The organism is Streptomyces sp. NPDC051364, assembly GCF_040682115.1.
Lineage (GTDB): Bacteria > Actinomycetota > Actinomycetes > Streptomycetales > Streptomycetaceae > Streptomyces.
In genome coordinates this window covers 103466-115546 of the sequence record NZ_JBFBAH010000021.1, presented here as the reverse complement: position 1 = coordinate 115546, position 12081 = coordinate 103466, and the positions used below count along the sequence as shown (strand labels likewise).

10 protein-coding genes are annotated in these 12081 nt (G+C 73.4%); 4 read left to right on the top strand and 6 right to left on the bottom strand.

Annotated elements, in window-relative coordinates; translation table 11 throughout:
- Positions 1 to 498 precede the first annotated feature (498 nt).
- From AB0M76_RS31705 to AB0M76_RS31695, 3 genes are all read right to left on the bottom strand, one after another.
- Positions 499 to 1524 carry a LacI family DNA-binding transcriptional regulator gene (locus AB0M76_RS31705; protein WP_365956178.1) on the bottom strand — a complete coding sequence of 342 codons (1026 nt, stop codon included), beginning with the start codon at positions 1522 to 1524 and terminating at the stop codon, positions 499 to 501.
- A 59-nt stretch (positions 1525 to 1583) separates the two neighbouring features.
- A complete protein-coding gene (locus AB0M76_RS31700) occupies positions 1584 to 3134 on the bottom strand; it encodes a carboxylesterase family protein (RefSeq protein ID WP_365956177.1) in 1551 nt (516 codons plus the stop codon).
- A 124-nt stretch (positions 3135 to 3258) separates the two neighbouring features.
- On the bottom strand, positions 3259 to 3990 hold the full coding sequence (locus tag AB0M76_RS31695) for a phosphatase PAP2 family protein (RefSeq protein ID WP_365956176.1): 732 nt from the start codon (positions 3988 to 3990) through the stop codon (positions 3259 to 3261).
- Positions 3991 to 4579: 589 nt separating this feature from the next.
- Here AB0M76_RS31695 and AB0M76_RS31690 point away from each other — a divergent pair.
- The 3 genes from AB0M76_RS31690 to AB0M76_RS31680 all read left to right on the top strand — a co-directional run bounded on the left by AB0M76_RS31690 (position 4580) and on the right by AB0M76_RS31680 (position 8516).
- A complete protein-coding gene (locus AB0M76_RS31690) occupies positions 4580 to 5827 on the top strand; it encodes an MFS transporter (protein ID WP_365956174.1) in 1248 nt (415 codons plus the stop codon).
- Between the two features lie 155 nt (positions 5828 to 5982).
- Complete coding sequence (gene surE, locus AB0M76_RS31685) at positions 5983 to 6909, top strand: 5'/3'-nucleotidase SurE (protein WP_365956173.1); 927 nt, start codon at positions 5983 to 5985, stop codon at positions 6907 to 6909.
- Positions 6906 to 8516 (top strand): carboxylesterase family protein, encoded by a 1611-nt coding sequence (locus AB0M76_RS31680; protein WP_365956172.1) that lies wholly within the window; start codon positions 6906 to 6908, stop codon positions 8514 to 8516. Before surE ends, AB0M76_RS31680 begins: the two co-directional genes overlap by 4 nt.
- Positions 8517 to 8603: 87 nt before the next feature.
- Here the strand turns inward: AB0M76_RS31680 and AB0M76_RS31675 are convergent, their stop codons facing one another.
- Positions 8604 to 9674, bottom strand: a complete 1071-nt coding sequence (locus AB0M76_RS31675; RefSeq protein ID WP_365956171.1) for a DUF2330 domain-containing protein — start codon at positions 9672 to 9674, stop codon at positions 8604 to 8606.
- Positions 9675 to 9825: 151 nt separating this feature from the next.
- On the opposite strand from AB0M76_RS31675, the gene AB0M76_RS31670 reads away from it, so the two are divergent.
- Complete coding sequence (locus AB0M76_RS31670; protein WP_365956170.1) at positions 9826 to 10305, top strand: hypothetical protein; 480 nt, start codon at positions 9826 to 9828, stop codon at positions 10303 to 10305.
- Here the strand turns inward: AB0M76_RS31670 and AB0M76_RS31665 are convergent.
- Positions 10263 to 10976 carry an HAD family phosphatase gene (locus AB0M76_RS31665; RefSeq protein WP_365956169.1) on the bottom strand — a complete coding sequence of 238 codons (714 nt, stop codon included), beginning with the start codon at positions 10974 to 10976 and terminating at the stop codon, positions 10263 to 10265. The genes AB0M76_RS31670 and AB0M76_RS31665 overlap by 43 nt on opposite strands.
- The gene (locus AB0M76_RS31660) at positions 10973 to 12079 is read right to left on the bottom strand and encodes an ABC transporter ATP-binding protein (RefSeq protein ID WP_365956168.1); all 1107 of its coding nucleotides are present in this window, start codon (positions 12077 to 12079) and stop codon (positions 10973 to 10975) included. The genes AB0M76_RS31665 and AB0M76_RS31660 overlap by 4 nt, the downstream gene beginning before the upstream one ends.
- Between the last annotated feature and the right edge of the window lie 2 nt (positions 12080 to 12081).

The window sequence follows — 12081 nt, the reverse complement described above, 5'->3', positions numbered from 1 at the left end:
CAAGGCCAAGACCAGCCGCCACCGCGACTGGCCCCAGCCCACCCGGCCCTCACACGACGCCATCGTGATCCAACCGCCATAAATCAACGGCATTGTGACTAAGCGGCCTCGGTGAAGTGGGGCACGCCCCCGCGCCGCCCGGCACGGCGCCTCGCCGCGGTCTCGCAGCACCCCGGTACGTCCAGTACAAGCGTGCCGCTCCGCCTTGCGATGCACCGCACCGGACGACACGAAAACGCACCCCACTTCCCCGAGGCCGCTTAGCCGGTCACTTGTGCATCGTGCTCGGCCGACGTCCGGCGCTGCCTGCACCCGGGCCGGTCGCGTGTCGCTCGGCAGGGCATCGGACCCTGCTGCCGAGCACGGGTGACGTGGCGTGCGCCCGCGACGACTCCCGGCCCGGGTCGGCCACGTTTCCCGGCTGAGCCGCTCCGCGCATGTCCGCCGGGGTGGTGGCCGGAGCGTCCGGTACATCGCCGCCACCGGTAGAGCGGTTCCTCAGGAGGTCTCGCGGTGGACGAGGAGGGCCTCTATCGCGGGGACCGGGGGCGTCTTCCCCGTCTCGATCAGCTCGTGGAGGGCGTCGGCGACGCGGGCTGCCGGCGGCAGGTCCAGGCGGACCGTCGTCAGGGGCGGTTGCTGGAGAGAGGCGAGGACCAGGTCGTCGGAGCCGACGATCGCGACCTCGTCCGGTACGGCGATGCCCTCGGCCTGGAGGGCGTGCAGGAGCAGCGCCGCGTACTCGTCGTTGTACGCGAAGACGGCGTCCAGGCCCAGGCTCGGCCAGCGCCGGGCCAGGGCGGTCGCGGACTCCCTGGTGTACGCGAGCTCCACGGGGGTCACCGTGGCCATGTGCCGGGCCGCGACCGACTCGGCCCCGGCGAGGCGCGGGCCGGCGAGGGTGCCGAGGCCGCGTTCCTGGGGCATGACCACGCCGATCCTGCTCCGGCCCCGGGCGATGAGGTGCTCGGCCGCGGCCGCGCCGATGTCCGCGTGGTCGAAGCCGATGGTGTGGACGCCCTCGACCGGGCGGGCGGCGAAGGCCAGCAGGGCGCGTACGCCGGCGCGGCTCAGCAGCTCGGCGGCCTGGGCGGTGAAGCGGTCGCCGTCGAGGGCGATGACGGCCGCCGGGCGCAGTTCGGCCCAGGCCCGGGCGGCGTCGAGGGGGTCGGCGAAGCGGCCCGCGTGCAGGACGGCCGTGTAGCCGTGGCGGTCGAGCTCGCTGTACAGGTCGTCGACCCAGTCGCTGACGAGCCGGCCGATCGCGGAGATCGAGGCGGGCATCAGGACGAGGTTGCTGCGGCCGGCCCGCAGGGACCGGGCAGCGGCGTGCGGTACGTAACCGAGCTGCCGGGCGGCGTCGAGCACCCGCGTGCGGGTGCCCTCGCTGACGCGGTGGCCGGGGGTGTCGTTCAGGACGAACGACACGGTGGCGCGTGACACCCCGGCCAGCCGGGCCACGTCGGCGCTGGTGATCGACACGGGCGACGCGGGGGTGCTCGTCTCCCTGGGCTCCCTGGGCATGGTTCTCGATGCTCCCTTGGGTCGACCGATACCTCTCCTCCCAGGTTACACGAGTTAGATCATTGACCCCTGCGGGCTTCGTGCAGGCGGCGCGAGGGCCCTGCGAGATCGTCGAAGGCGGTGACGACCGAGTCGAAGCGCATCGTGGTCCGCGTCTGCGCGCCGTACGGCTGCCACTGCGGCATACCGGGGTGGTTCGGGTCGCCGGTGCGGACGAACGCGATCCAGGCCCGGTGCATGGTCCGCGCGAGGCCGTCGCGGACGGCGGGGGCGAGCCCGGCGAGGAAGGGCGCGTGCGACCACTGCTCGAAGTTGTCGAAGACGAAGGGGAGTTCGAGGCAGTGCGCGGCGCCGAGCCGGCCCTCGTACGCGGGCGTGGGGAGGTCGAACTGGTAGGCCCAGACGGGGTGCTGCGAACCGGCCCTGGCCTCCGCCAGCCCGACGGAGGGGACCCGGAAGAGCTCGTCCGTGATGAGGTCCGTGAGGACACCGGCCGGACCGGCGCCGGGGCGGGCCGTCTCGTAAGCGGCGTAGACCTCGGGGGCGGCCTCGGCCCCGAAGGTCTCCGCGATCCGGTCGGTCACCTCTTCCCGGGTGGCGGCCGCGTACCCCTCGTCGAGGCCGAAGCCGAAGTTGGCCTCCTCGCGGGTCCACCCGATCATGACGTCGATGCCGGCTGCGGCCCCGTGCAGCAGGGCCTGTGCCGGATGACGCTCGAGCGTTTCCCCGTCGACGACGGGCAGGAACGGCGTCGGCCAGTAGCCCCACCGCATCGTGCGGGCGAACAGGCCGCCGGCCGCGCCGATCAGGGCCGGCCAGGCCAGGGCGCGCAGCTCCTGCGCGGTCTTGGCGCCAGCCAGCTCCCGATAGGCCTCGGTGCGCTCCCGGTACGCGTCGGGATCGGGGAGGTCGAGCCCGAACGGCGGGCTCTGCAGGATCACCCGGCGGATCAGGCCGGCGGCCTGTGGGTGCCCCGCGAGGGCCGCGGTGGAGACGGCGCCGCCGGACTGGCCGGCGACGGTGATGTGGTCCGGGTCGCCACCGAAGGAGGCGATGTTCTCCTTCACCCAGTGCAGGGCGGCGAGCTGGTCGGAGAGCCAGGGGTTGGCCACCTCGCCGCTCTCGTCACCGTCGCCGCCCTCCGGGGGGAGGTAACCGAGCGGCCCGATGCGGTAGTTGATGCCGACGAACACCAGGTCGCCGTCCCGCGCGAAGGTCTCGCCGCCGTAGCCGGGCAGCGAGCCCGATCCGGAGACGAAGCCGCCGCCGTGGATCCACACCAGCACCGGACGGCGGGCGTCGTCCGCCGCGGGGGTCCAGACGTTCAGGGTGAGGCAGTCCTCGTCGAAGGGGGGTGACCCGTGGCCGCCGAGGACCGGGTCGCCGCCTTCCACGTACATCTGCGGGGCACTGGGGCCGTCGGCGCTCGCGTCGCGCGTGCCGCTCCAGCCGGGATGCGGCCGGGCGGGCCGCCAGCGCAGGTCGCCGACGGGGGGTGCGGCGTACGGGACCGCCCGGAAGACGGAGAGCCCGTCTTCGATCGCGCCGCGCAGTCGGCCTGCGGGGAGGTCGACCACGGGGGGCGGGGTGCGGTTCTCGGTGTGTGCCATGGGGCCCTTCCTTCGTCGCTCCGGGGCCGGCGGTGCGGTGGACGCACGCCGGCCCCGAACACGAGAATATGGCGATTCCTGGACGACCGTCAATGATTCTCGATATGCCGTTGGCCTACGGCCCTCACAGCCACAGGCTGTCGGCCGCGACCCGCTCGGCCTCGATCCGCAGCAGCGGTGCGAACGCCCTCCACAGCAGCATGCAGCTGCCGGCGCCGGCCAGCGCCCCGGCGACGGTGTCGCTGAGCCACTGCGCGTGCAGCCAGGTCCGGCTGCCCATCATGGCGACGACGTACAGCGCCGCGAAGAGCCACCACCAGCGGCGGGCCCGCGGCGGGAACACCAGGACGGCGGCCACGAACATCAGCGTCACGGCACTGAACACCTGGCCGGACGGGAACGAGCCGTCGTTGACCAGGACCCACGGATGCGACGGGCGGGGACGGTCGACGAGCTGCTTGAGCGGGAGCACCAGGAGGACGTTCGCCACGACGCCGGCGGTGAGGGCGAACAGCCCGGACCGCCAGCGCCCGTAGACGCAGAGGCAGCCGGTCAGACCGAGCGGCAGGACCGTGCCGAGCGGGCCGCCGAGCCGGTCGAAGACGGTGGCGAGGCCGGTGAGGGCGTCCGCGCGCGAGCCGTTCATGGACGCGGCCCAGCCGTCGTCGAGCCCCTGGAAGACGGGGCGTTCGCCGACCGAGAGCAGGAGGCCGATCAGCAGCGACCCGAGCAGGAGGCCGGCGCCGGCGGCGACCGCATGGCGGGGCGGGGCCGCCGGGAGGTGGTGCCGGGGAGCGGGGATCAGGGGCGGGGATGCGCGGTGCCCGGACCGGGGCACGGCGGAGGAACGTGGCATGGCAGGCCTTTCACGGTGGCCTCCCCAGGCGGTGGGGGCACGCGGAGAGCAGGCACAGGCGGAGGAGGGCTTCACAGGGGGCGGAAAGCCGGGGGGCCGGGGGGCCGGGGGGCCGGGGGGCTCGAGCCGGGGGCCCGGGAACGGGGGCCCGGGAACGGGGACGTCGGCCTCAGGCTCTTGCGGTGAGCGGTGAGCGGTGAGCGGCGACGGGAGTCGTCGCGATGCGGCACGGAGTATTGCGGATGCGTGACCGTCGCCACAAGCGCAAGAGGGATTCCGGACACAACAGCCCTGCTCAGTGGCCTTGAGGTGATGGTTACACGTCCTCGCAGAGTTACTTGCCGGTCGGTCACGATCCGCACATCGCCACGACTCAACCTCTAGCGACGCCCCGAAATGGGTGCTACACAGTGTCCAAGCGCCGAAGGTGACACGTGTAACAACATCACGTGAACCACAGCCGCCCGCCGAGCCTTCCCCGGGCGGCGGCACCTCGCCGCAGCCCCACGCACGGTGCACCCCTCTCCGCCACGGGCCCCCGCGCCGAGCCTCCGCACCCCCTTCTCGCCCCGTCCCCCGAGGAGTCGTCATGGCCCAGAACGAACTGATCGATTCGCCCGCCCCGGCGGATCCCGAACCTCCCCGCCAGCGCACGCTCCTGCCCCTGCTGCTGGTCGCGAACTCCGCCCTGCTGGCCGTCTACATGGGCGTCGGATCGATCCTGCTGCCCACTCAGGTCGCGGAGATCGACCCCGCCAACAAGGTCGCCGTACTCGGTGTGATCGGCGGGATCAGCGCGGTCTTCGCGACCGCCTTCAACCCGATCGCCGGCGCGCTCTCCGACCGCAGCGGCCGCCGCAACCCGTGGATCCTCGGCGGCGCCTTCGCCTCGCTCGCCGCCCTGGCCTTCGTCGGATACGCGACCACCGCGCTGCTGGTCGGCATCGGCTGGTGCCTCGTACAGGCGACCATGAACGTCTACCAGGCCGCGGTCACCGCGATCGTCCCCGACCGGGTGCCCGTCACCCGGCGCGGCACCGCGTCCGCGCTCGTCGGGCTGGGCCTGCCGATCGGCGGCACGGTCGGGGTGCTGATCGCCTCCAAGACCGCGGACCACCTGCAGACCGGATACCTGGTCTTCGGCGCGATCGTCGCCGCTTCCGCACTGCTGCTCACCCTCCTGTGCCGGGACGTCCCGCGTACCGGTCCCGCCCCGGCCGCCGCCCCGAAGCGGGCCCAACTCGCCGCGTTCCTCTCGGCGTTGGCGAACCACGACTTCCGGTGGGCGTTCATCGGCCGGGCCCTGATGGTCCTCGGCTACTTCTCCGTCGTCGGCTACCAGCTGTACATCCTGGACGACCACATCAGCCTGCCCTCCGGGCTGACCCCGCCCGCCGCGATGGCGGTGCTCACCCCCGTGTCGATGGTCGCGATGGCCGTCTCGACCGTGGTGGGCGGGATGCTGTCCGACCGGTGGGACCGCCGCAAGGTGTTCGTCGGCGTCTCGGCCGCCCTCGCCGGGCTCGTCATGGTGGTCCCCGTCATCAGCCCCACCTGGACCGGCATGCTCGTCTTCAGCGCGCTCAACGGGCTCGCGTTCGGCTGCTTCATGGCCGTCGACACGGCACTGGTCACCCTGGTCCTGCCCCGGGCCGAGGACGCCGCCCGCGACATGGGCGTCCTCAACGTCGCGAACGCCGGGCCGCAGATCATCGCCCCCTTCGTCGCCTCGGCCGTGGTGACCGCCCTCGGCGGATACACCCCGCTCTTCCTCGTCGGCGGGGCCCTCTCGCTGATCGGCGCACTCGCCATCCTCCCGATCCGCAGCGTGCGCTGATCCCCGGGCCGCCGCTGCCGCATCGCGGCGGCCCGGCTCGAACTCCGGCGGGCGCATGCCGAGGGTCGTGCGCCCGCCGGTCCTGCACCACACCCTCCTCGCACCACCCGTACCGCACCCTCGCCTCCCTCCCCTCCCCTTCCAAGGAGTTCTCTGTGAGACGCAAGCGAGTTCTGCCGCCGGCCGTGTTCATCGTGTGCACCGCAGCCCTCGCGGGTACGGCGCCCGCGGTCGCCTCGCCGCAGACCGCGCCCGCAGCGAGTACGGCGGCGCCCGCGGCCCCGCTGCGGATCCTGCTCACGAACGACGACGGCTACAACGCGCCCGGCATCCGCAAGGCGTTCGAGCGGCTGACCGCCGCCGGGCACGACGTCACCATCGTCGCCCCGCTCACCAACCAGAGCGGCGCCGGCACGAAGATGATGAGCGCCCCCACCATCGCGGTGAAACACCCCGAGCCGAAGGTGTGGGCCGTGGACGGCACGCCCGGTGACTCCGTCGCCTTCGGACTCTCCGAGGTCTTCGAGGGACGCGCCCCCGACCTGGTGGTCTCCGGCACCAACTTCGGCCCGAACGTGGCCGGTCTCGCCACCCACTCCGGTACGGTCGGCGGCGCCGTCGCCGCCCTCGAGAGCGGCGTCCCGGCGATCGCGCTGAGCACCGGCGGACTGGCCGTTCCCGATCCCACCGCCACCGTCAATGCGATGGGCCCCACCGTCGACTTCGCCGTGAAGCTGATCGACCGGCTGCGCAGCCGGGCAAGGTCGGGCCCGCTGCTGCCGAAGGGCGTCGGCCTGAACATCAACCACCCGATCGTCGGAGCGGACGGCAAGGGCACCGCCGCCGGTGTGGCCGCGACCTTCCAGGACCCGCAGGCCCCGCTCCAGCCGGACTTCACCGACTCCGGGGACGGCACCTGGAAGGTGAACGTGCAGTTCCGCCCGCAGCCGGCCGCCAAGGGCGGTGACGTGGAGGCGGTGAGTGCCGACAAGATCGCCATCAGCCCGATGAACGCCGACTGGAACACCGGGCCGGCCGACTTCGCGGTCACCTCGGCCCTCATCGCCGGGCTCCGCCCATGAGGCGGCCGCGTACGGCACGGTCGCTGCTCGCCGCCGCATGTGCGCTGGCGGCCCTGCTCACCCCGGCGCTCCCCGCAGCGGCGGCCACGGCGGCTTCGTCCGGCGGGTCTGCGCGCCCGCAGGCCACTGTCGCGCAGGGCGTGCTGCGCGGTCGGCACGACGACGGCTCCGGCGCCCAGGAGTTCCTCGGCGTCCCCTACGCCGCTCCCCCGGTCGGGGACGCGCGGCTGCGCGCGCCGCAGCAGCCACGCCGCTGGACCGGGGTCCGGGAGGCTGTCCAACAGGCCCCGGCGTGCCTGCAGTTCTCGCCGTTCGGGCTGCGTGATCCGCAGGCCGTCAGCGAGGACTGCCTGTACCTCGACGTGTACCGGCCCCGCACGGCCCACGCCGGAGCCCGGCTGCCGGTGATCGTGTGGATGCACGGGGGTGCGTACAGCCAGGGCACGGGCACGCAGTTCGGCGGCCGTACCATGGCCGATCTGACCGGCAGTGTCGTGGTCAGCATCAACTACCGGCTGGGGCAGCTCGGTTATCTCGGGCTGCCCGAGATAACCGGGGAGAATGCGCAGCGCTCCGGCTCCTTCGGGCTGATGGACCAGATGGCGGCGCTGCGCTGGACCCGGGAGAACATCGCCGGTTTCGGCGGGAACCCCGGGAACGTCACGGTCTCCGGGCAGTCGGCGGGCAGCGGTTCCGTCTGCTCCCTGCTGGCCGCGCCGTCGGCGGCCGGGCTGTTCCACCGGGCGGTGCTGCAGAGCGGGCCGTGCACACTGCTGCGTCCGCCGGACGGCGCGCGGGCCGAGTCGCAGGCGCGGGCTTTCGCCGCGGCCGCGGGCTGTACGGAGACGGCCGCGCTGGCCGGGTGCCTGCGGGCCGCTTCCGGGGCGGCGCTGGTCGAGGCGGCCCGTACGGTGCCCACCTCGGGTCCTGCGTCCGGTGACGGGCTGCTGCCGGTTGATCCGGCGACGGCCATCGGGAGCGGGCGCTGGAACAAGGTGCCGGTGTTGATCGGGAGCACCCGCTCCGAGGCGCGCCTGTTCGTCGCGCTGACCCAGCCGTACCTGACGCAGGAGCAGTACACCGCGCAGGTCCTGGCGGGGTACGGGGCGGCCGGCCCGGAGGTGCTCGCCCGGTATCCGGTGTCGGCGTACGGGTCCCCGTACCTGGCGCTGTCTGCGGTCACGACGGACTCGACGTTCGCCTGCCAGACGGCGTGGACGGCGCAGCTGTTCGCCTCCCAAGTGCCCACGTATCTCTATGAGTTCGACGACCCGAACTCGCCGACGCTGGCAGGGGCGCAGGTACCCGGTCTCGACGAGTCGAATGCGCACAGTGCGGAGCTGGCCTATCTGCACGACTTCACCATGGGCGACCGGCCGCTGACCGCGGAGCAGGTCGCGCTCGCGACCCGGATGAAGCGCTACTGGGGTGCGTTCGCGCGCTACGGCGTCCCGGCGGTGCCGGGGCAGACGGCGTGGCCGGCGGCGGGGGCCGGGGCCACTGTCACGGTGCTCACGCTCAACCCCGCGGCGACGCGGACCGGTACCTCGTTCGGGTCGGACCACCAGTGCGCGTTCTGGCGGACGCAGCCGCCCCGGCCGGTGTAGATCCAGCCGAGCGCATTGGTACGGGGCGGCCGCGGCACCGGGTTCTCGGCGATCCCGGTGCCGCGGCCGCGCTGTGCGCCGGGTCGGTCAGGCGCTCGTACTGCGGGACCTGCGTCGGAGCAGGGTGAAGGTGCCCGCCGCGAGGGCGACGAGGACGGCCCCGACGGTCAGCAGCCAGGCCGGGATCCCGCCGACGGTGAGTAGTTCGCCGGTGTAGATCACCTTGTGGTACGGGGTGTCGGCGGCGGTGGCGCGCAGTTCGTGGTCGCCGTCGATGCGGCCCGGCTCCGGGAACTCCTGGTCGATCGCCGTCAGGAACGCCGGCTTGCCGCCGGTGAGCGTGGCGAGGCCGCCCTCCGGGGTGACCGTGTCGGCGAAGGTGACCTTCGGCTTGGCGCCGCCGATCGGGGAGGCGGGCTCCATGCGGTGGTCGGCCAGGATGTACAGCCCGAGGGACTGCGGGGTCTTGGCCAGCCGGGACAGCCGCATCGGATAGATCAGCCGGTTGCTGTCGAAGCGGATCTTCAGCGGGTCGAGGGTGCCCGTCAGGGTCTTTCCCTGCTGCCGGGGGGCGAGGCGTACGGCGACGTACTCCCACTTCTGGTCGACGTACGGCTTCAGCTCGGCGGCGAGGCCCTCGGGCAGCTTGAAGCCGTTGGCTTCCAGCCAGTTGCGCAGTGCGTCGGGATCGGTCGCGGTGAGGCGTGCGACGTCGAAGTCGCCGAGCTGTTCACGGCCGACGACGCCGACCGAGGGGTCGCCCGCGCCGGGCATCGGGGCTCCGACGGAGTCGCCCGTACCGGAGGAGAACGGCCAGTCCCGGTCGCGCGGCCAGAAGTAGCTGCGGGTCTTGAACTGCGGCCGGGTCAGCCAGGTCAGCTGCCGGAACATCTCCCCGTCGCCCAGCTCCACCGTGGCCCGCCCGGGTACCGGCATGATCCACGCCGCTCGCGGGGCGTCCCCGCGGACGACGAACCGCATCACGATCTGTTCCGTACGGCCGTCGAAGCGCACGACGGAGGTCTCCCGTTCGACGCCGATGCGGGCGTAGCCCTCGGGGATCATCGCGCCGCAGCCGCAGGCGTAGGCCGGGCTGATCAGGGATCCCAGCTGTGTCGCGAGCAGGGCCAGCAGCAGGGCGGCAATTCTTCGTTTCATCCACACGGGGTCTCAGACGTGGGCCCCCGCGATCCGGTTCCGGCCATGATCCGGAACTCTGTCCGGTCCCCGCTCCCGCCCCTGGTCACGAGGCCGTTCCGACTGGCGGAACCCCCTGGTCAGTCCGGTCCCCGATCCCCATACTGCTCGCATGAGAGGGACGGACAAGCCGCGCAGCAGCCCCTTGGTGCCCGACGCGGTGGGGGCGGAGATCGCCCGGCACGACTGGGAGATCGTCACGTGCGGCTGCGGCCGCAGCGCGGGGCATCTCGTGGACACCCTGTGGGCGGTGGCCGAGGGACACCCGGCCGCCTTCCGCGCGTTGGAGGGCCACGCCTTCCTGTCCGGGCATCTGCACCCGCCCGCTCCGGCGGTGTGCGGGGTGCTGATGGCCGTCTGGTCGGCGGGCCCGCCGCGGCTGGCCACCCGCGAGGCGCTGCTGTGGACCCTGCTGTCCCTGCTCGGCACCGAGGACGACGGGTCCTCGCACGAGGCCGGGCTGTACGGGCAGTGCGCGGCGTTCGTCCGTGCCGCTCTGCCCTCGCTGCGCCACACGGCGGCCGCCGCTCCGGGCTCCGTGTCGGCCGCCTACGTGGACGGCGTCGTGGAGCTGCTCGGCCTGGTTTCCTGACGGTCCTGCCGCGGAACACCCCCGGCGAGGCAGCGCCGCAGCAGGTCCGGAGTCACGTCCTCCAGGGACTGCGCGAAGGTCCGTACGGGTGAGGCCGGCACCTCCAGCAGCGACGGGACCACCAGCACCCCGCACCCGGCGGCTTCCGCGGAGGCCGCCCCGTCGGGCGAGTCCTCCACCGCCACGCAGTCCCGTACCGCGGCGCCGAGCCGGTCGGCGGCCGCCCGGTACGGGTCCGGGTGCGGCTTCGTCCGGTCCGTGTCGTCGGCGGACAGGGTGAACGCGAACGGGACATGGGCCAGCGAACCGCCGACGACCGAGTCGACGACCAGCCGCGGCGAGGCGCTGACCAGGGCGAAGGGCACGCCCTCGGCCTCGAGCGCGGTCAGCAGGCGCTGGGCGCCGGGCCGCATCGGCGCCCCGGCCTCCACCCGGCGGAAGAAGTCCGCGGTCAGGGCCTGCGCCACCTCGGACGGATCTCCCCCTCCGGAGACCCGTACGAGGTGGGCAGCCGTGTCCTCGACGGCCCGGCCGACGACCTCGGGCGCGTCCGCGCCGGTGAGTTCGTGGCCGAGGCCCTGCGCGATCCGCTCGGTGGTCCGCCACCACAGCACCTCGGTGTCGACCAGGGTGCCGTCCATGTCGAACAGGACGGCGGCGAGGCCGGTCACGCGGACCGGGCCACGACGAGCACCGGACGCTCGGCCAGGCCGACGGCGGCCCGCGCACCCGGCGCCAGCTCGCCCGCGTCCCGCGAGGGCAGGTCCGCCTTGACGGAGGTGCCGCCGGGCAGTTCGAGGTGGAGCCGGGTCACCGCGCCGAAGAAGGACGCGGAGACCACGGTGGCCGTGCCTTCGGGGTCGGCGGTCGCCGTCACGTTCTCGGGCCGGACCAGCACCTCCACCTCCCGCGTCGCCGTCGGGACCGGGCCGTCGACGGGCAGCCGGGTGCCGGCCACCTCCACCAGGCCGGAGTCGGTGAGCTGTCCGGGCAGCCGGTTCATGGTGCCGACGAACTCGGCGACGAACGGCGTCGCGGGGCGCTCGTACAGCTCGGCCGGGGCCGCGCACTGCTCGAGGCGGCCGGCGTTCAGGACGGCGACGCGGTCGGCCATCGACAGCGCCTCCTCCTGGTCGTGCGTGACGAACACGGTGGTGATGCCGAGGGAGAGCTGGAGCCGGCGGATCTCGTCGCGCAGGTTGGCCCGTACCTTGGCGTCGAGCGCGGAGAGCGGCTCGTCGAGCAGCAGCACGCGCGGGCGCAGTGCCAGGGCGCGGGCGAGTGCGACGCGCTGCTGCTGGCCGCCCGACATCTGGTGCGGGTAGCGGTCGCCGTGGTCCGGCAGGCCGACCAGGTCGAGGAGTTCGGCGGCCCGCTCGCGGCGCTGGGCCGCGCCGACCTTGCGTACGCGCAGGCCGAAGGCCACGTTGTCGCGGGCGCTGAGGTTCGGGAAGAGGCTGTACGACTGGAAGACCATCCCGGCGTCGCGCCGGTTGGCCGGTACGCGGGTGATGTCCTCGCCGTCGACCAGGACTTCACCGGAGTCGGGCTGTTCGAAGCCCGCGACCACGCGCAGGGCGGTGGTCTTTCCGCAGCCCGACGGGCCGAGCAGGGCGACGAGTTCGCCCGGCTCGATGGTCAGGTCGAGCCCGTCGAGGGCGACGGTGGACCCGAACGCCCGCCGCAGGCCGCGGAATTCGACGCGCGCGCCCGCGGGGGTCGCGGAGTTCGCGGGCTCCTCGGGCTTCCTGGCCGCGGGAAGGGTGGTGGACATGG

What these genes read in the sequence shown, in the direction of transcription:
- AB0M76_RS31695 (WP_365956176.1), bottom strand. Translation starts at nt 3,990, where the DNA reads ATGCCACGTTCCTCCGCCGTGCCCCGGTCCGGGCACCGCGCATCCCCG.
- AB0M76_RS31690 (WP_365956174.1), top strand. Translation starts at nt 4,580, where the DNA reads ATGGCCCAGAACGAACTGATCGATTCGCCCGCCCCGGCGGATCCCGAA.
- AB0M76_RS31675 (WP_365956171.1), bottom strand. Translation starts at nt 9,674, where the DNA reads ATGAAACGAAGAATTGCCGCCCTGCTGCTGGCCCTGCTCGCGACACAG.
- AB0M76_RS31700 (WP_365956177.1), bottom strand. Translation starts at nt 3,134, where the DNA reads ATGGCACACACCGAGAACCGCACCCCGCCCCCCGTGGTCGACCTCCCC.
- AB0M76_RS31680 (WP_365956172.1), top strand. Translation starts at nt 6,906, where the DNA reads ATGAGGCGGCCGCGTACGGCACGGTCGCTGCTCGCCGCCGCATGTGCG.
- AB0M76_RS31670 (WP_365956170.1), top strand. Translation starts at nt 9,826, where the DNA reads ATGAGAGGGACGGACAAGCCGCGCAGCAGCCCCTTGGTGCCCGACGCG.
- AB0M76_RS31705 (WP_365956178.1), bottom strand. Translation starts at nt 1,524, where the DNA reads ATGCCCAGGGAGCCCAGGGAGACGAGCACCCCCGCGTCGCCCGTGTCG.
- AB0M76_RS31660 (WP_365956168.1), bottom strand. Translation starts at nt 12,079, where the DNA reads ATGTCCACCACCCTTCCCGCGGCCAGGAAGCCCGAGGAGCCCGCGAAC.